Annotated in this window: 18 protein-coding genes and 1 tRNA gene; 10 read left to right on the top strand and 9 right to left on the bottom strand. The window is 64.8% G+C overall.

Annotation, left to right across the window (positions count from 1 at the left end; all coding sequences use genetic code 11):
* Positions 1-11: 11 nt before the first annotated feature.
* Positions 12-1484, bottom strand: a complete 1473-nt coding sequence (locus ACZY08_RS26180) for a wax ester/triacylglycerol synthase family O-acyltransferase (protein ID WP_463747533.1) — start codon at positions 1482-1484, stop codon at positions 12-14.
* A gap of 97 nt (positions 1485-1581) precedes the next feature.
* Positions 1582-1926 carry a group I intron-associated PD-(D/E)XK endonuclease gene (locus tag ACZY08_RS26175; protein WP_463747532.1) on the bottom strand — a complete coding sequence of 115 codons (345 nt, stop codon included), beginning with the start codon at positions 1924-1926 and terminating at the stop codon, positions 1582-1584.
* Positions 1927-2023: 97 nt separating this feature from the next.
* Between ACZY08_RS26175 and ACZY08_RS26170 the strand changes: the two genes are divergently transcribed.
* Both ACZY08_RS26170 and ACZY08_RS26165 read left to right on the top strand, forming a co-directional pair.
* Positions 2024-2099: transfer RNA gene (locus tag ACZY08_RS26170), tRNA-Arg, on the top strand.
* A 419-nt stretch (positions 2100-2518) separates the two neighbouring features.
* Positions 2519-3007 (top strand): universal stress protein, encoded by a 489-nt coding sequence (locus ACZY08_RS26165; protein WP_463747531.1) that lies wholly within the window; start codon positions 2519-2521, stop codon positions 3005-3007.
* Between the two features lie 10 nt (positions 3008-3017).
* Here the strand turns inward: ACZY08_RS26165 and ACZY08_RS26160 are convergent, their stop codons facing one another.
* On the bottom strand, positions 3018-3851 hold the full coding sequence (locus ACZY08_RS26160; RefSeq protein ID WP_463747530.1) for an MBL fold metallo-hydrolase: 834 nt from the start codon (positions 3849-3851) through the stop codon (positions 3018-3020).
* Between the two features lie 82 nt (positions 3852-3933).
* Here ACZY08_RS26160 and ACZY08_RS26155 point away from each other — a divergent pair, with 82 nt between their 5' ends.
* From ACZY08_RS26155 to ACZY08_RS26120, 8 genes are all read left to right on the top strand, one after another.
* On the top strand, positions 3934-4716 hold the full coding sequence (locus ACZY08_RS26155; protein ID WP_463747529.1) for a FadR/GntR family transcriptional regulator: 783 nt from the start codon (positions 3934-3936) through the stop codon (positions 4714-4716).
* 58 nt (positions 4717-4774) lie between these two features.
* A complete protein-coding gene (locus tag ACZY08_RS26150; RefSeq protein ID WP_463747528.1) occupies positions 4775-6382 on the top strand; it encodes a class I adenylate-forming enzyme family protein in 1608 nt (535 codons plus the stop codon).
* Positions 6369-7142 carry a class II aldolase/adducin family protein gene (locus tag ACZY08_RS26145; protein ID WP_463747527.1) on the top strand — a complete coding sequence of 258 codons (774 nt, stop codon included), beginning with the start codon at positions 6369-6371 and terminating at the stop codon, positions 7140-7142. Before ACZY08_RS26150 ends, ACZY08_RS26145 begins: the two co-directional genes overlap by 14 nt.
* A gap of 21 nt (positions 7143-7163) precedes the next feature.
* Complete coding sequence (locus tag ACZY08_RS26140; RefSeq protein ID WP_463747526.1) at positions 7164-8432, top strand: amidohydrolase family protein; 1269 nt, start codon at positions 7164-7166, stop codon at positions 8430-8432.
* A 3-nt stretch (positions 8433-8435) separates the two neighbouring features.
* Positions 8436-9395 (top strand): D-2-hydroxyacid dehydrogenase family protein, encoded by a 960-nt coding sequence (locus ACZY08_RS26135; protein ID WP_463747525.1) that lies wholly within the window; start codon positions 8436-8438, stop codon positions 9393-9395.
* 298 nt (positions 9396-9693) lie between these two features.
* Complete coding sequence (locus ACZY08_RS26130) at positions 9694-10134, top strand: MmpS family transport accessory protein (RefSeq protein WP_463747524.1); 441 nt, start codon at positions 9694-9696, stop codon at positions 10132-10134.
* Positions 10134-13022 (top strand): MMPL/RND family transporter, encoded by a 2889-nt coding sequence (locus ACZY08_RS26125; protein WP_463747523.1) that lies wholly within the window; start codon positions 10134-10136, stop codon positions 13020-13022. The genes ACZY08_RS26130 and ACZY08_RS26125 overlap by 1 nt, the downstream gene beginning before the upstream one ends.
* Before the next feature lie 22 nt (positions 13023-13044).
* The gene (locus tag ACZY08_RS26120) at positions 13045-13611 is read left to right on the top strand and encodes a TetR/AcrR family transcriptional regulator (protein WP_463747522.1); all 567 of its coding nucleotides are present in this window, start codon (positions 13045-13047) and stop codon (positions 13609-13611) included.
* Between the two features lie 24 nt (positions 13612-13635).
* On the opposite strand, the gene ACZY08_RS26115 is transcribed toward ACZY08_RS26120, so the two are convergent.
* From ACZY08_RS26115 to ACZY08_RS26090, 6 genes are all read right to left on the bottom strand, one after another.
* Positions 13636-14283 (bottom strand): dihydrofolate reductase family protein, encoded by a 648-nt coding sequence (locus tag ACZY08_RS26115; protein WP_463747521.1) that lies wholly within the window; start codon positions 14281-14283, stop codon positions 13636-13638.
* A 77-nt stretch (positions 14284-14360) separates the two neighbouring features.
* On the bottom strand, positions 14361-15926 hold the full coding sequence (gene mbtM / locus ACZY08_RS26110) for a long-chain-fatty acid--ACP ligase MbtM (RefSeq protein WP_463747520.1): 1566 nt from the start codon (positions 15924-15926) through the stop codon (positions 14361-14363).
* A complete protein-coding gene (locus tag ACZY08_RS26105; RefSeq protein ID WP_463747519.1) occupies positions 15923-16186 on the bottom strand; it encodes an acyl carrier protein in 264 nt (87 codons plus the stop codon). Before ACZY08_RS26105 ends, mbtM begins: the two co-directional genes overlap by 4 nt.
* 111 nt (positions 16187-16297) lie before the next feature.
* Positions 16298-16897 (bottom strand): GNAT family N-acetyltransferase, encoded by a 600-nt coding sequence (locus tag ACZY08_RS26100; protein WP_463747702.1) that lies wholly within the window; start codon positions 16895-16897, stop codon positions 16298-16300.
* A gap of 496 nt (positions 16898-17393) precedes the next feature.
* Positions 17394-18305, bottom strand: coding sequence for a mycobacterial-type methylenetetrahydrofolate reductase (locus ACZY08_RS26095; protein WP_463747518.1), 912 nt, complete (start codon positions 18303-18305; stop codon positions 17394-17396).
* Between the two features lie 60 nt (positions 18306-18365).
* Positions 18366-18605 (bottom strand): biotin/lipoyl-containing protein (locus tag ACZY08_RS26090; RefSeq protein WP_463747517.1); only part of this gene is annotated, 240 nt, incomplete at its 5' end.

The following is an 18605-nucleotide window of genomic DNA, read 5'->3' as shown; positions in this document are numbered from 1 at the left end:
TTCTTTCGAAGTCACTGTGCAGCACTCCCATTCGTCGCCGAGGAGTCGTCGAGACTGAACGACGCCGGCACCGCGCGGCCGTCCCCGCCGAGTGCCAGCACCTCGTCGAAGCCCGCCACCAGGCATCGGGCGAACAGCGATCCGTCGGTGATGGCCGCCCGGTCGTAGCGGGCCGTGATGCTGACGTAGCCGCCGCGGGAAATGAGCACCACCATCATCGCCACCCCCGGAAGCGGGCCGATACCGTAGTGCCGCAGGATCTTAGCCCCGGCGATGTAGGTGTCGCCGGGGAACACCGGCACATTGCTGGCCTGCACATCGGAGTTCACCACCGACCCTGCCATCGATTCGAGGAAGGTGTCGGGCAGCAGGCTGAGCACCGGTGCGATGAGGCCGACCACGTCGATGGCGCGCTCTTCACGCTTGCTGGTCATCTGCGAACGGACGGCCTTGATCCGCATCTCTGGGTCGGCGATGCCGACCGGCGCAGCCAGATTGACCCCGGCGAAGCGGTTGCCTCCGGCAGGGTCGTCCTCCGAGCGCAGGTTCACCGGCACTGCCATCGGCAACGTCTCCAACGAGATGCCCAAGGCGTCGTGGTACCGCCGCAGCGCACCGCACAGGCCGGCCAGGTATGCGTCGTTGATCGAACCGCCGGCGGCCTTGGCCGCGCGGTGCAGATCGCCGAACGGTATGTCGATCGCTTCGGTACGGGTGGACAGGCTGCGACGGCGCAGCAGCGGTGACGGATGGGCGGCCGAGCCCATCACCCGGGCGCCCGACATCGCGTAATCGACCGCTCCGCTGACCGCGGATACCGGATCCCGCACGACCTTTGTCGCCGCGCGCGCCGCGGAACCGAGCGCACCGACGATGCCACCGGCGATCGAGCCGGGGAGCCGGTTGATGCCCTGGCGCATCAGGTCGTTCGGGGAGAGATCCTGCGGGATGGGCACCGGGGGCGTTGCGGTGGGTTCCGGATCGCGTTCCAGGTCATAGAGGCTGGCGAACATCTCGACGAGCCCGACACCGTCGGTCACCGCATGGCTCAGGTGCAGGATCGTGGCGGCTTTGCCGCCGGCCAGCCCCTCCACCAGCGTCGCGCTCCACAGCGGGCGCGAGATGTCCATCGGCGACTGCAATGCCACTTCTGCCAGGTCGAACACTTGGCGCAGGGTGCCCGGCTCGGGCACCCGCATCCGTCGTACGTGATAGTCCAGATTGAAATCCGGGTCGACGACCCACCGCGGCGCGGCCGTGGGCAGCGTGGGCATGACCACCTTCTGACGCAGCCGCATCACTCTGCGCGACGCGTACTCGAGCCGGGTCCGAAAACGGTCCCAATCCGGTGTGGTGTCAAGAATCTCGACGCCCATGATCCCGGACCGGGTGCGCGGGTTTGCCTCTCCCCGATGCAACAGCTGATCGACTGCGCTCAGTTCTTCGGGCAGTCCGGCCGCGTCCAACTCCGGCACATCGCTCATAGCGTGGTCCCTCTCCCCTCCCCAGGCCGCCAGTGCAGCGTCCACGCTAGTCCGCCTCCGGCCCCGGGGGTCCGCTTTGCCGGGCGTCCCTCGCGCGTCACCGCCCCTTCACGCCGAAGTACGGGTTTCGCCGATCGGCGGGAGGTGTTTGTGTGTCCGGGCAGTGGATGCAGATGACGTCGATCGCGGCCTTGTCGATGGGCGTGCTGTGCGCACCACGGCGATCGGCCCAGGTGGACCGGAAGTTGAGTCTGACCGCTCCCGCTCGTGCCGACCGGTACTTCACCTGAATGCGGTGGAAGGTGCCCGCCGCGTACGCCACAAGGTCGAACGGCGCATGCTCGGTCGCGGGGAACAGCACGTAAAAACCCTTGCCAACCAGGTCGGCATGCGCTTTTGCGACGCCGAGATCGCCTTTGTCTTTGGTGTGATGTCGACCCACTGACTCGCTCGCTTCATCGGGTGTGGTTCGAGCAGCCCACGTGCATATCCGTTTCGGTAACGACATCCACGCGGTGTAAATTGTGGTGGTCCGACTTGCCCCCGTGGCGCAACGGATAGCGCATCCGGTTTCTACCCGGTCGGTTGCAGGTTCGAATCCTGTCGGGGGTGCCATGTCTCGTTCGTTTGACGTGTGCTTCTCATTCTTGAGCGCACGGTACCCCGCACATCCGACAACTCCACGTCGGTCGAGTGCTTGCTCACTACAAAAGGTGAGCCTGAACCTCACGCAGCTCGTCTGATTAGCGGACACGCTCGGCAGCATGCTCGTTTCGGCGTTGGCCTCGCCGGCGTGCCCGTTCGGCGAAAGCATCAAGCGCATTTGGCCACCTTCTCAGTCGGCAGGGGCCTTCAACGTTGCCGTTTACTCGGCGGATATGACCGAGAACCCCTTTCCATCTGTGTGACGTCGGCTGATGGTTGACACTTGTCTCGGTTGATCCTTGACGCGGCGCGAAGCCCAATCTCCACCAGCTGAAGATTGACGTGCATTAAGGTCTGTTTGTCCTGGTAGCCGACAGTTCGGAGACGACATGAGCACCTATCGGACGATCGTTGTCGGGACCGACGGTTCCGACTCGTCGCTACGAGCGGTCCACCGCGCCGCCGAGATCGCCGCGCAGGAGAATGCGAAGCTGATCGTCGCGAGTGCTCACCAACCCGTGGCCGAAAAGGGCGGCTGGTCGCGACCGCCGTCGCCCGATCATGTGGTCGATACCCGTGCGGAGGACAGCCTCAAGAGCGAGGGCTACCGGATGCACGGCGCCGCCCCGGTCTACGAGATCCTGCAGGTGGCGCGCGACCGGGCCAAGGCCGCCGGTGCCACGGATATAGTCGAGCGGGCAGTCGAAGGTGCCCCGGTCGACGCCTTGGTGAAACTCGCCAAAGAGGTCAATGCGGATCTGATCGTCGTCGGCGACATCGGACTGGACTCCGTCGCCGGCCGCCTGTTGGGCTCGGTGCCTGCCACCATCGCCCGGCGCGTCAAGATCGACATCCTCATCGTCCACACGGCGAACTAGGACGCGGCGCCTACATCGCCACCCACATCAGCCGACCGTCATCGGCGATCACGGTGCCTGCGGTCGGGGCGGCGAAGTGGGTGCCGAGCAGCAAGGCCTGCTCTTCGGCGATGCTGCTCAGCAACCGGGCGCGGGTCACCGCGGCCGCCGCTGGATCGTCATCGGGCAGAGCCTGCACGTCGGGATGCGTGATCTGCAGCGGATGGTGGACGACGTCCCCGCTGATGACCGCCACCTCGCTGCCGGATTCGATCCGCACCGCGGCGTGCCCCGGCGTGTGACCGGGCGTCGCGATCAGCCGGATCTCGTCGGTGATCGCGTGGTCCATCTCGGTGAGCCGCAGGACATCGTGTGCGACAAGCGGTTCGACGGTCTCGGCGGCCGCGCGGTTCGTCGCCGAGGAATGCCGCCATGACGTGTATTCGTCGGCGGTGAGGAGGTACGTCGCGTTGGGATAGGTGGGGACCCACGCGCCGTCGCGCCGCGTCGTGTGGCGTCCGGCATGGTCGAGGTGAAGGTGCGTGCAGACAACGGTGGTCACATCAGCGGGGGTGAATCCGGCTGCGGCCAGCGACTGTCGGTATTGGTCCGGGTCCATGGGGATTTGGTATGGCAGGTCGTGGCCTTCGCCAAAGCAGCAGTCGACCACGACGAGGTCCTCACCGGATTCGATGAAGAACGACTGGATGGCCACCAGCAAGTTGCCGGCATCATCGACATAGTGGGGATGCAGCCAGCGTGGGAGCTCCGATGGCAGCCCGCGAAACACCCGGTCAGGCGGGGTCGGCACCACCGTCTCGAGCACAGAATGAACGGTCAGCGTGCCGATGGTCCACTTCTGCATGGCTCACCGTATGAGACAAATCATTTGGATACAAGGCTCGGCGTGGCCTCCTGAACGGCCGGCCATCTGGCACACTCGATGCGTGGCGCAGCCAAATGTCCGGTTTCAGCGACTTGCCGAACAGGTCGCCGACCAGTTGCGGCGCCGGATCCTCGCCGGGGAACTGACCGACGGCAGCATCCTCCCCAAGGAGGACGAACTTCTCGTCGAGTACCCGATCAGCAAGCCGTCGCTTCGCGAGGCGATGCGCATCCTTGAGGCCGAGGGGCTGTTGACGGTACGGCGCGGCAAGCTGGGCGGTGCGGTGGTCCACCGACCCGACTCCGCAAACCTTGCCTACACCATGGGGCTGGTCCTGGGCGCCGGGCAGGTCGGGCTCGGCGACGTGGGCACTGCGCTGCTGCAGGTCGAACCGGCATGCGCCGCACTCTGCGCCCAACGCGCGGACCGCAAACGTACCGTCGTCCCCATTCTCCGTGAGCTGCACGACGAATCAGTCAGATCGGTATCGGATCTGCTGCAGGCCACCTCCGCCAGTCGGCGGTATCACGAAGCACTGGTCCGCCACTGCGGGAACGAGACGATGATCATCCTGGCGGGCGCATTGGAGGCATTGTGGTCGGCACATGAGCAAAACTGGTCGGCCCAGGTGACGGATCACTCGACGGTGCCCGTCGAGGAACGCCGGGCCGTCCTGGAGGATCACCGGCAGGTGATCGACGCGATCGACATGGGCGATGCGCAGCGAGCCCGCGATCTGGCCGCGGCACATCTGGTCAACGCCCAGCAGTACCCGGGTGTCGACGGCGTCGTCGACCCGACCATGGTGCGTACCTGGACCCAGTCCGGCCCGCGCAGACCGTGAACCCCAGCGGTCGCAGTGCGCCCGTTGACACGGGTCCTTATTTTCATATGATTTGGTGATGAAGGCTGGCGACGCCGCCCCTGCTGCCGACGCAGCCCACTACCGCGCGGCCGGATGGTGGTCGGACCGCACACTCTCGCAGACCGTGCGTGAACACGCCCGCGCCCAACCCGACAAGCCGGCCTATGTCGACTACCCGGCCACTACGTTTACCTGGCACGAATTCGACTGTGCCGCATCTCGCCTCGCCGCCCAGTTCGCCGGCCTGGGTATCACGCCCGGTGATCGCGTCGCGGTCTGGCACGGCGATACCGCGGCCATCCACGTGCTGTTCGTGGCGATCGAGCGATGCGGCGCCGTCGTCGTCGGGATCGGCGCTCGCGCCGGGACTCGCGAGGCCACTCAGATCCTGCGGACCACTGCGCCGCGCCTGCTGGTCAGTGACACGACGCGGCAGTCGTCGGCACGTGCCACCGTCTCGGGACTGACTCCTGAGATCAGCGCGCTGGTGTTGGACGGTTTGTCCCTCGACACCGACACTCCCTCGCGACCACCGGCCGCGGGCGTCGGAGCCGACGACGTGTTCCTGATCAACTCGACATCGGGCACCACCGGCCTTCCCAAATGTGTTGTGCACACGCAGAACCGGTGGCACTACTTTCATCAGCAGGCAGTGGCCAACGGTGCGCTGAGTTCCGACGACATTTTCCTGCCGGTCATCCCCGCTCCATTCGGGTTCGGCATCTGGACTGCACACACCACCCCGATCTACCTCGGTGCCACCACGGTCCTGCTGGAAAAGTTCGCCGCGGCAGCCGTGTGCGAGGCGATCGACCGCCACCGGGTCAGCGTGTTGTGCTGTGTCAGCACCCAATTGATGATGATCATGGCCGACCCGGCATCGCGTGAGTATGACCTGAGCTCGCTTCGCGTGGTCTTCACCGGAGGTGAGGCGCTGCCGTATCAGCGGGCCGCCGACTTCGAGGAACTCACCGGCGCCACCATCCTGCAGTTCTACGGCTCCAACGAAACCGGCCTGCTGAGCGGGACCACATTGCAGGATTCCCGCGAGCGCAGGCTACGCACCGCCGGACGCCTGGTACCGGAGATGGCAGTCCGCTTGTTCGACGGGGAGGACGACGTGACCTCGACCGGGCGCGGCCAACCGGCCTGCCGCGGGCCGGCCACCAGCCTGGGCTATCTGGGCGGTGTGGACCACGACAAGCTCTACACCCGCGACGGCTGGATGCGGATGGGCGATGTCTGCGAAGTCGATGCCGAGGGGTACCTATCGGTTACCGGCCGCACCTCGGATTTCATCGTGCGCGGTGGCAAGAACATCAGTGCGGGCGAGGTCGAGGATGCGGTGATGACTCACCCCGCGGTGGCCGTGGCGGCCGCGGTGGCGATGCCCGACCCGGTCTTCGGCGAGAAGGTCTGCATCTACATCGAGCTTGTGGCGCCCGTAGCATCCGCCAACGGGCAGGCCATCGACCTTCCTGGGCTCCTCGAGCACCTTCTGATGCAGGGGATGTCGAGGGAGCTGCTGCCCGAGAAGCTCATCGTGCTCGACGAGCTGCCCCGGTCCTCGGGCGGGAAGATCGCCAAAGGGCAACTCCGCGAGGATATCCGGACGCGGTTGGGAGGCGGCTATGAACGTCGGTGAGATGCGACAGGGTGGGTTGAAAGTGTGGTCTCCCTCGGTCACGCCGCCGATCGGTGTCGACCTGACCGAGGAGCAGGCGCTGGCCGTGGCGTTCCGGCACCTGGCCTCGATCGGGTTCGCCGAGAACATGGCCGGCCACATCACCTGGCAGCCCGAGGGACGTACCGAGATGCTGGTCAACCCGTGGGGATTGTGGTGGCAGGAGCTCACCGCATCCGACATCTGTGTGGTCGACGAAGATGCGCGCGTCGTGCGAGGCCGCTGGGATGTCACGCCGGCCATCCACATCCACACCGAACTGCACCGCACACGCGACGATGCCCGCGTCGTCATCCACAACCACCCCTACTACGTGAGCCTCATCGCGGCGTTGGGGAAGCTACCGGACCTGGTGCACCAGACCGGGTCGCTGTTTCTCGATGACATGTGCTTCGTCGAAACCTATGACGGCGAAGTCGATTCGGCACCCCGCGCCCGCGAGCTCGCGGAGCGGATCGGCGCCGCCAATCTGACCATTCTGGCCAACCACGGTGTCATCACCACCGGAGGCACCGTGGCAGAGGCCGTGTACCGGGCCGCATCGATCGACCGCGTCTGCAAACTCGCCTACCAGGTGATGCTGACCGGCCGGGAGCCCACGGCGATGAACCGCTCCGACATGTACGGCATGAAGGCCTCGCTCATCGAACGGGCCGCCGACGTGTACTGGGCCGGGGCCGCCCGCATGACCATCAAGGCCGATCCAGAAGTTCTGGCCTGACGCAGCAAGGAGATTCAGCCCATGAAGTCCATCGACGAGCTTGCCGGCAATCTCGACTTCACGACCGCCAACAAGGGCGCCGACCGCACGGTCACGTTTCTGCCGGAACCGCAGCGGGCAGAACGTCTCTACACGGTGATCTCCGTCGATGATCACATCGTCGAACCGCCGGATACGTTCACCGGCCGCGTGCCACGCAAGTTCGCCGACCGCGCCCCGAAGGTGGTCGACACCGAAAATGGTGGACAGACCTGGATGTACGACGGGCAGTCGCTGCCCAACGTGGGTTTCAACGCCGTGGTCGGCCGCCCGGTCGATGAGTACGGGTTCGAGCCCGCGCGATTCGACGAGATGCGCCGAGGCGCCTGGGATATTCATGCACGCGTCAAGGACATGGACCTCAACGGCGTATACGCGTCGCTCAACTTCCCGTCGTTCCTTCCAGGGTTCGCCGGCCAGCGGTTGCAGCAGGTGACCAAGGACCAGGACCTGGCGATGGCTGCGGTGCGGGCCTGGAACGACTGGCATCTCGAAGCGTGGGCCGGTTCGTATCCCGACCGGATCATCCCCTGCCAACTGCCGTGGCTCCTCGACCCCGAGGTCGGCGCCCAGATGATCTACGAGAATGCCGAACGCGGCTTCCACGCGGTGACGTTCAGCGAGAACCCCGCGATGCTGGGGCTGCCGACCATCCACTCCGGGTACTGGGAACCGATGATGGCGGCGTGCGCGGAAACAGGCACGGTGGTCAACCTGCACATCGGGTCCTCGGGCTCGGCACCGTCCACCACCGACGACGCCCCACCGGACGTTCAGGGTGTGCTGTTCTTCGCCTACGCGATCACCGCCGCGGTCGATTGGCTGTACTCCGGCCTGCCCAGCCGGTACCCGAATCTCAAGATATGTCTGTCCGAAGGCGGAATCGGTTGGGTGGCGGGGCTACTCGATCGTCTGGACCACATGCTGAGCTACCACGAGATGTACGGGACATGGAAGGCGTTGGGCGAAACCCTCTCCCCCGCCGAGGTGTTCACCAGGAACTTCTGGTTCTGCGCAGTCGAGGACCAATCGTCGTTCATCCAGCACGAGCGGATCGGTACCGGCAACATCCTGCTCGAAGCCGACTACCCGCACTGCGACTCGACCTGGCCGCACACCCAGCGCATCATCCATGAACAGATCCAGGGCCTGCCCGCCGAGGTGATCCGGAAGATCACCTGGGAGAACGCATCCCAGCTCTACCAGCATCCAGTGCCGCCGGCCGTGCAGAACGATCCGAATGCCTACTGATCCATGACCGAGCCGCTGCGTATCGCCGTCCTCGACGACTACCAGGGAATCGCCGACACCATCGACTGGTCACCGATTCCCCGCGCCACCGAGATCACATCACTGCGAGAACACGTCGCGCCCGGTCCTGCACTGGTCGAGACCCTCGCCGGCTACGAGGTCGTCGTCGCGATGCGGGAACGCACCCCGCTGGACGCGACGCTGCTCGCCCAGTTGCCCGCGCTCAAACTGCTGGTGACCACCGGACCGTTCAACGCGGCCATTGACGTCGCCGCCGCGCTTGGCCTCGGCATCACCGTGTCGGGCACCGGCGGAGCCATCACACCGACGGTCGAACACACGTGGGCACTGATCCTCGGACTGCAGCGCCACCTGGTCGTCGAGGATCAGCGCATCCGCGGCGGGCTGTGGCAGAGCACGGTCGGCACCGACCTCTCCGGGGCCACCCTGGGTCTGGTCGGGGTGGGCAGGATCGGCAGCCGGGTGGCCGCGATCGGCAAGGCCTTCGGCATGGACGTCATCGCGTGGAGTCCCAACCTCACCGACGAGCGTGCCGCCAAAGCCGGTGTCACGCGGGTGGATCGCGACACCCTGTTCGCCGATGCCGACGTGGTATCGCTGCACATGGTGCTCGCCGACTCGACCCGCGGCTTGATCGGGCCGGCCGAACTCGCCGCGATGAAGCCGTCGGCGATCCTGGTGAACACCTCACGCGGCGGCCTGATCGATGAGGACGCACTTGTGGGAGCACTCCGCAGCAAGACGATTCGCGGCGCGGCGCTGGATGTCTACCAGCAGGAGCCCTTGCCGTCGGAACACCCGTTGTCGACGCTGCCCAACACACTGCTGACCCCGCACCTCGGATACGTCACCGAGGGCGTGATGACGATCTTCTACCGGGACATCGTCGAGGACATTGCCGCCTACTGCGCGGGGTCCCCGGTGCGCCTGCTCACCGCATAGGTTCGCCACCGGCCGAGGCGGCTCCCGCGGGCAGCAAACCGAGGGCAGCGCCGACGCGGTGTTGGGACATCAGGTTCCGAGGCCCAATCTTGTTCGCTGGAGCTAGATCCCGAAGATCATGTGCGCTGAACACTGCATCGCGGGGAGCTAAAAATTCCGTTTGGGAAGTAACTGTGAGGAAGATCAACATTCCTTAATGGAACGTTGAAGATCCACTAAGGGACTGTTACGTTCAGCCAACTAATGCGCGGTCGGAGGGTTTCGTCGCCGTGCGCAGATCCGGAAAGGTGGGTGTGCCGTGGCAGCGGTTTCTCGGCTTGCGAAACGCTTCTGGATACCACTGGTGTTGGTGGCGGCCGTGGCGATCAGCGGGTTTGCGATGAATCGGATGCACGGAATCTTCGGAACCCACATCAACACCGATCCGGGCCAGTCGGCCGGCGACGACATCGTGGAGTTCAACCCGAAGCGCGTCGTCTACGAGATCGAGGGCCCGAGTGGGACCAGTGGGCACGTCAGCTTCCTGGATGCCGACGCCCAACCCCACACCGAGAGCTTCAGCTCGCTGCCGTGGCGGCACGAGGTGGTCACGACCCTGCCGACGGTGTTCGCCAACGTGGTTGCACAAGGAGACAGCAGCATGATCACCTGCCGAATCGTGGTCAACGGAGACGTCCGAGATGAGCAGACCGTGAATCAGCACGACGCCCAGGCCTTCTGCTTGGACAAGGCCGCCTGATGAGCAACCACAGTGCCAGTAACCACAGTGCCAATAACCACGATGCCACTCTCGAACACAAGGGCATCGCCCGCGTCATTCGCGTCGCCTCGATACCGATCATCCTGGCGTGGGTGGTACTCGTCGTCGTCCTCAACGCCCTCGTCCCCCAACTCGAGGTCGTCGGCCACGAGCACGCCGTATCACTGTCACCGCAGGACGCACCGGCACTGGTGGCGATGAAGAAGATCGGTGAGCGCTTCGATCAGTTCGACTCCGACACGATCGCGATGGTCGTGCTGGAGGGTGACGAGCCGCTCGGCACCGAAGCCCATCACTATTACGACGAGCTGGTCCGCACACTGCAGGCCGACACCGAACACGTTCAGCACGTGCAGAACTACTGGGGCGACCTCATCACCGCGGCGGGGTCCCAGAGCACCGACGGCAAGGCCGCCTATGTGCAGGTCAACCTCGCGGGCAATCAGGGCGAGACGCTCGCCAACGAATCGGTGGCCGCGGTCCGCAAGATCATCGACGACTCGCACCCACCTGCAGGCGTGAAAGCCTATGTCACCGGCCAAGGTCCGCTCACCACGGACATGAACGAAGCCGGCGACAAGAGCATGGTCAAGATCACCTTCGTCACGATCGCCGTGATCGCCGTGATGCTGATCGTCGTCTACCGGTCGCTCGCGACCATGTTGCTGATGCTGATCGTGGTGTTGCTGGAGATGTCGGCGGCGCGCGGCGTGGTCGCCGCCATCGGCCACGCCGGCCTCCTCGGCTTGTCGACGTTCTCGGTAAGCCTGCTGACCTCGTTGGCCATCGCGGCCGGAACCGACTATGCCATTTTCCTGGTGGGCCGATATCAGGAGGCCCGGCAGAAGGGCCAGGAACGAGAAGACGCCTACTACACCGCATTTCACGGCGTCGGGCACGTCATCCTCGGCTCGGGACTCACGGTGGCCGGCGCCATGCTGTGTCTGCACTTCACCCGGTTGAATTACTTCAGTTCGATGGGTGTGCCGAGCGCCATCGGTATGTCTGTCGTGGTACTGGCCTCACTCACCCTTGCGCCGGCAATGTTGGTGGTCGGCAGCCGGTTCGGCCTGCTCGACGCCAAGCGCGAGATCCGTTCGCGGGGGTGGCGCCGGCTGGGCACCTCGGTGGTGCGTTGGCCGGTTCCGATCCTCGCCGCGGCCATCGCGGTGGCTCTGGTCGGGCTGCTCGCCCTGCCCGGCTACCAGACCTCCTACAACGAGCGCCTCTACATTCCCAAGGACCTGCCGTCCAACGTCGGATACGCCGCCGCTGAAAGACATTTCACGGCCGCTCGGATGAATCCCGATCTGCTGCTCGTCGACGCTGGACGGGATCTGCGCAACCCGGCCGACATGATCGTGCTGGACAAGATCGCCAGGGAGCTGATCCGCGTGCCCGGCGTCGCCCGCGTGCAGAGCATCACTCGCCCGTTGGGCCGTCCCATCGCGCACAGCTCGGTGCCCTTCCAGGTGAGTATGCAGTCGGTGTCGATGACCGAGAACCTGCAGTTCCTGCGCGAGCGCATGGGCGACATGAATACGCTGACCGACGATCTCGGCCGGATGATCGGGATCATGGAGAACATGCTGGGCCTGATGAACCGGATGACCGGCATCACCCACGAACTCACCTCCAGCATGAACGACATGCAGGAAAGCACCAACGAAATGCGGGATCACATGGCTGATTTCGACGATTTCATGCGGCCGATGCGGAACTACCTCTACTGGGAACCGCACTGCTACGACATCCCGATGTGCCAGTCCATGCGCTCGCTGTTCGACGGGCTCGACGGCATCGACACCATGACCGAAACCCTCTCGCAATCGGTGAAGAACATGAACGAGATGGATCAGCTGATGCCTCAGTTGGTGGCGCAACTGCCACCGTTGATCGCCATCTCGAAGTCCATGCAGGGCACGATGAAGACGATGTTCAGCACGTTCAACGGGCTGGTGGACCAGATCGGCAAGATGACCGACACGGCGTCCGTGATGGGCCAGGCGTTCGACGATGCCCGCAATGACGACTCGTTCTACCTGCCGCCGGAGGCGTTCGACAACCCGGACTTCAAGCGCGGGTTGGATCTGATGGTCTCTCCGGATGGTCAGGCCGCGCAGTTCATCATCACTCACGACGTGGATCCGGCCACCTCCGAAGGTATTTCGCATGTCGACCCGCTGCTGAAGACGGCACGCGAGGCGATCAAGACGACGCCGCTCGCCGACGCCAAGATCTACCTCGGCGGCACTGCGGCCACCTATAAGGACATCCAGGTCGGCGCCCAGTGGGATCTGCTGATCTCGGCCTGCGGCGCGATCACGTTGATCTTCATCGTGATGCTGTTGATCACCCGCGCACTGATCGCGTCCTTCGTCATCGTCGGCACCGTGATCCTCTCCCTCGCAGCATCGTTCGGCCTGTCCGTCCTGGTGTGGCAGTACCTGCTCGGAATGGATCTGCACTGGATGACACTGGCGTTCTCGGTCATCATCCTGTTGGCGGTCGGGTCGGACTACAACCTGCTGGTGGTCTCGCGGATGAAGGAAGAGGTCAGCGCGGGTATCAACACCGGCATCATCAGGGCCATGGGAGCCACCGGTGGTGTGGTCACCGCCGCCGGCCTGGTGTTCGCATTCACGATGGCGTCGATGGCCACCAGCGATCTGATCGCCATCGGCCAGGGCGGCACGACCATCGGCCTGGGTCTGCTGTTCGACACCCTCGTCGTGCGCTCGCTGATGACGCCGACGATCGCCGCGATCCTCGGCCGGTGGTTCTGGTGGCCGCTGCCCGTCCGGCAACGTCCCGCGCGTTTCCTGTCGGACCGGACGACGCCGATACCGGTCGCAAGACCTTCGTGACATCCGTCGATACCATCGACGGATGACCACAGGCGAGCTCTCGGGCACCCAGGCGCGCACCCGCGGGGCCATCATCGAGGCCGCCGCCGCAGTCCTGGCCGACGACCGGACCGCCACCTTGCCCGAAATCGCAAAGGCGGCCGGGGTGGGCCGCACCACGGTGCACCGCTATTTTCCGGACCGGGAAAGCCTGATCAACGCGACGATTGTCGACTCGGTGCAGGTCTTGACCAACGCGGTGGCCGCTGCCGCACCCGAGGACGGTTGCCCGATCGAGGCGATGCGGCGCGTGATCAACGCGATGATCTCGGTCGGTAACCGGCTTCTGTTTCTCTTCGACGACCCCACCGTTCTTCGTGGCCTGCCACCCGAGTTGGTGCCTGACAGCACCTACCTGACGAGCCTGATCGAACGCGGCCAGGCCGAAGGTGTGTTCGACCCTGAGTCGAGCACCCAATGGCTCGAGCACGCGCTCTACGGTCTGGTGATGTGGGCCTGCCAGGACTCCAAGGACGGCCTCATGCCGCAGCACGCGGCCGCACCCGCCGTCATCCGCACGTTCGAGCGCGGAGTGCGTTGCCGCGATTGAGCGGGTCACCGCCGCGCTGGACAGTCATCGCCGCCAAAACAGGTGATGGGTGACGGCGCCGCTGGGGCTGGGTACGACGTCATGATGGAACCTGTCGTTCAACTCATCAGGCGATTCCCACAGGCGGGACCCGCTGCCCAACTCGGCCGGCGACACCGCCACGTGCAGGGTGTCGACCAGCCCGGCGTCAAGGAATTCCCGGATGGTGCTCGCTCCCCCGCCGAGGCGCACATCCTTGCCCTGCGCGGCGGCGCGCGCCTGTTCGAGCACCGTAGCCGGATCGGCGTCGACGAAGTGGAACGTCGTGTCGGACAGGGTGAACGACGGCCTCTGGTGGTGGGTCAGGACGAACACCGGGGTATGAAATGGCGGCTCGTCACCCCACCAGCCCTGCCATTCGTGGTTCTCCCAGGCGCCACGGTAGGGACTGAACTTGTTGCGGCCCATGATCTCGGCACCGATGTTGTGGTGGAAATCGCGGGTGAGGTAGTCGTCGAGGCCACGGCTGCCACCAGGTTCGGTGCGGTTGGGCCAGCTTGCCGTGGCCCCGGCCCAGAAGAACATCTCACCCGGCTCGGCATGACCGAACGGACGCTCAAAGCTCTGGTTCTCGCCGGCGCCGTAGCCGTCGCTGGAGACGTTGAAGTTCTGGACCTTGAGCAGCTGAGCCACGCGTTCTCTCCCGTTCAGTCAACATTGGATGCTGATTAGACCAGGGTTGGGCGCGAAACTCATCGCGCGGCAGGTGGCTACCGTGCCGCCTCCAGCTGTCGCCGGACCTCGAGTCGCCTGAGCTTTCCCGACGACGTCCGTGGCAACGATCCGGGCGACATCAGCACGACGTCGGCGGGCGTCACGCCGCACACCGACACGATTCGCCGGATCACGGCACTGCGGGTGGTGTCCTGCTCAGTCCCGGTGAACTCCGCTGCCACCAGGAGCCGTGATTGCGCGGCCCCGGATTCTGTGCCGACCGCGACGACCGCTCCCTCGCGGACGCCGTCCACCTCACCGACGACCTGCTCGATCTCGGTGGGGAAGATGTTGCGTCCGGCGATCGTGATCATCTCCTTGGACCGCCCACAGATCACCAGTGCACCGTCGACGAGGTAGCCGATGTCGCCGGTCGCGAACCACTGCCCGTTGCTGCCCGCGTCGACGGGAGCATGTCCCAGGTAGGACGTCATCATCGACGAACCACGGATCTCGACTTCGCCGGATTCGCCGGTCTCGTCGTGCGGAGACGGAACGATACGAACCTCCATGCCGGGCACCGGACGACCCAGCAGCGCAAAGCGCCGGCCGGTGTCCGCCGCGTCCGGAATGTCGATGCGGAGGCCTTCCCCCGGCGCGGGAATGGTCACCGCGCAGGTCGACTCGGCCATCCCGTAGGAGGGAGTCATCGCTGAGGCGTCGAAACCAAACCTGCTCATTCCCGTGGCAAATCGATCGACACCGGCACAGTCGACGGGCTCGCCCCCGTTGATCGCGATCCGTACCGCGCCGAGATCGACGTCGGAGACTCGGTTGGCGAATCGGCCGAGCACCGAGTAACCGAAATTCGGTCCGGCGGTGAAGGTCGCCGAGGATTCGGAGAGCCATTCGGCCCACCGCAGCGGTGCCGCCGAGAAGGCACCCGTGGGCGCCAGCCACAGCGGCATACCGGACATTGTCGACGCCAACACCATCGCCAGACCCATGTCGTGATAGATCGGCAGCCATGTACACCCGATGTCGTTGCGGCTCAGGGACAATCGCTGGGTCACGGCCAGAAGGTTGTTGAGCACAGACTCCGGCGCCAACACTGCCGTACGAGGAGAGCCGGTGGATCCGGCTGTCCCCTGCAGGATTGCCACGTCCGCGTAGTCGGGATACCGCAGCTGCGTCGAGTTCGGTGTGCTGGCAGCGTCGGCGACATCGCACACCGTCAGCGACGCGCCCGCGTCCCGCAGTAGCTGGAGGGTGGTGCCATAGCTGAACACTGTGGTCACGCCGATGCTGCTGAACCGGGACAGCGTGGCCCGTGCCCACTCCGAAGGTTCGGCGCCCCGCTGGGGACGCGGCAGGATCGACACTCCGGCGCCCGCCAGCCACGAACCCTGAATGGCGGCAATCAGTTCCACTGTCGGCTCGCCCACGAGACCTACCGCGCCGGGCTGGTCCCGGCCCAGCAGGTAGGCCGCAATGTGCTCGGCGATGCCGTGTACCTCGGGCCACGGGCGGCGCCGCCAAGTATCAGTGTCGCGATCCAGGACCACCAGGTCGTGCGGTGACCCGACCATCGCCTCCCTCAGTGCGCCTGCGAGCGGATTCATGCTGCACTCCTGAGATCGATCACCGATTGCAGGTCACCCACGGTGCGGCAGGTGATGAGGTCCTCCTCGCTGAGCTGCACGCCGAATTTCTCCTCGATCGTCACCAGGCCCACGGCGAATGACACCGAGTCCATTCCCAGGTCGTCGACGAGACGTGTACCGGAGCTGAGTGATTGACATGGGAGTTCCAGGTCGTCACGAAGAATCGCGGCCAGCCCCTCGGACACGGCGGGCGATGTGGGTGAATCGCTAGTGGTCATTTTCTTGTATCGGCGGGTCGATGAGACCCAGCCCCACCTTTCGTTTCCGGTACGGGATCGGTCGACTGCAATCGAACCGACTGTCAGCCAGTCGGGTTGGCAAGGCTGGACTCAGGCCATCCATTTCCGGGCGGTGTCCCGGTCGAGTTGGTAGAGCGCCATCCTGCGGTTGGACATCTCGTGCTCGCCGAGGAACCGGCATCCGGCGAACTCACATAACCCACGCACAGTGGCGTTGCGGTGGTCGGGGTCGAACATGATCCGCTGACATTCAGGATCGGCGGCCAGGACACTTGCGACGATCTTGGGCAACAGCATGGGGCCGAGGCCCCGGTTGACCAACTCCTCGTCGGCAATCGCGCCGTGCAGACCCAGATCGTGCGGCTCACTGTCATACCGATCAGCGATGGAATCCTTGGCAGCCCGATAGATTTCGAGATAACCCCGGTCCACCCCGCCGATGCTCAGGACGAGAGGCAACGAATAGTCGCCTTCCACCTGGCCTTTCAGATGCCTGCGCCAGCGTTCGACGGGCCAGTCATATTCCCAGGTCTCGGCCAAGTGTGGCCGGTTCATCCACTCGGCGATCAGCGCAGCGTCTCCATCGGGGGTCGCCACCCGAATCCTGCTTGGTTTCAACAATTGTGGAATCGGTGGTCCCGGAACCCGCCGCACATCCTCGGAGATGTTCTTGAGTTCCCGTGGAAGCACCGGGTAGACCACCGGATCGGTCACGCGCACTGCGTTCGAGAACCTGCAACGCCAGTTGTGCTGTGCTGCAGCACTTCATCACACGTCAAAGCCACACCCCCTGTCTCCGGCGCAGACCGGGGGCGCCACATACGTGTGCGCCACGCTCAGACCCGCAGCCTCCTTGGACCAGCGAGGTGAGACTAACCAAAACATTTCAGGCGGTGGGGGGTTCCCTTTCGGCCCACATGAGGCAACAGGCGCGTTCTACAGCCACCGTCAATATTTGACGGAACTTTCAAACATGCAGTACAACAGCTCTTTTCACAACCCGCGCGAGGCAGGAGACGGCTTCACGCCAAGCCAATCATTATCGAAATGCGGTGATAGTCGCCGTAATGCGATCGAGCCGCCATGGCGAACGCCGGCGTGAAGCGAGCAGTGCGTTTGTGGTCGTCTTTTCACACCACCCACTCGTCTCAGCCAATTCTGTGCCGGCACCCGCTCCAGGAGTGGCCTATCCCACACTCCGCGGTGCATCTTCATCGGGTGACCAGTAGGCCAGCATCTCAGCGAACGTCTCGAAGGCAGGCCGGGAAACGCCGTATGGAGCTTCGAGATGCAGGCTCAGGGGGTACCCGAGATCGACCACTCCATCGATGACCCTCTTGTACAGATCGACCAGCTGCCGCCGCTTGGCCTCAGGCTCACTGGCGGCAAGCGATTTCACAAAAGCCTGTTCATGTGCGACGGCCTCATTTCCGGGGTCTTGAATGAGCCAGTCGATGAGGCCGGTTCTCGTCTCCAGCTTCGGCACAAAGCCGAACGACAGCAGGACCTCTGGCCGATGGTCGTTTTCCTGCGCGAACCGCCGGAGGAAATCGACCACTGCGTCTGAAAAGAGCAACTGCGTCATGGCGAACGTGGCACCCTTGTCGCACTTGAAGGAGAAGCGGTCGTGTTCAGAGTTCCGGGTCGGGATCAGGATCACCCCGCGGTTCTCGACGAGGCCGTCGAATTTCGACAATGCGTCGGCCGGTGTTACGCCGGAGCCCTCGCCATCGCTCATCGTGCGTGGCACGCCGACGAAGATCACGCCGTCGAACCCTGCTCCGCCGAGGTCGATGAGCCTGTTACGCAATGCGGTCTCATCCGAGAACGACGTCACCTGGGTGCACAGCCCACGTACCTCGGGAAACTCGGCCCCGATGATCGACCAGTAGTCGAGGACATCGAGCTTGGGCCTCATCTCGATCGGCCGGTCACCGTCTTCGGCGATCATTGCGGGGATCATGACGTGCCCCAGCTGCGCGTCGATGCCGGACTCCGCCGACAACCGCAGTATTTTCTGCGACTCCTCCCACGCGTGTTGGAGCCCGCGGTCGAGGTTGGGTGGTACCAACTCGAGCGCGACGGTGTTCAACGGCATCGGTACCTCCAATAGCGGCGGCGAATCCGCCAGTCGCAGTGGACCATAGCGGTCACCGGGCTAGCTGACGACGACGAGAAGATCGCCGCCCTCGACCTGCACGGTCCGGGCGACCGCGATTCTTGCCACTGTGCCCGATTCGGGCGCGGTGATGGCTGCTTCCATCTTCATCGCCTCGATGGTGGCGATGGTCTCCCCGGCTTCGACCTTGTCTCCCAACTCAACACCGACGGTGACCACACCGGCGAACGGTGCCGCGACATGATCCGGGTTGTTGCGGTCGGCCTTCTCCGCGGCCGG

This window comes from Mycobacterium sp. IDUB_9 (assembly GCF_055419505.1).
This window is presented reverse-complemented; position numbering and strand designations above follow the sequence as displayed.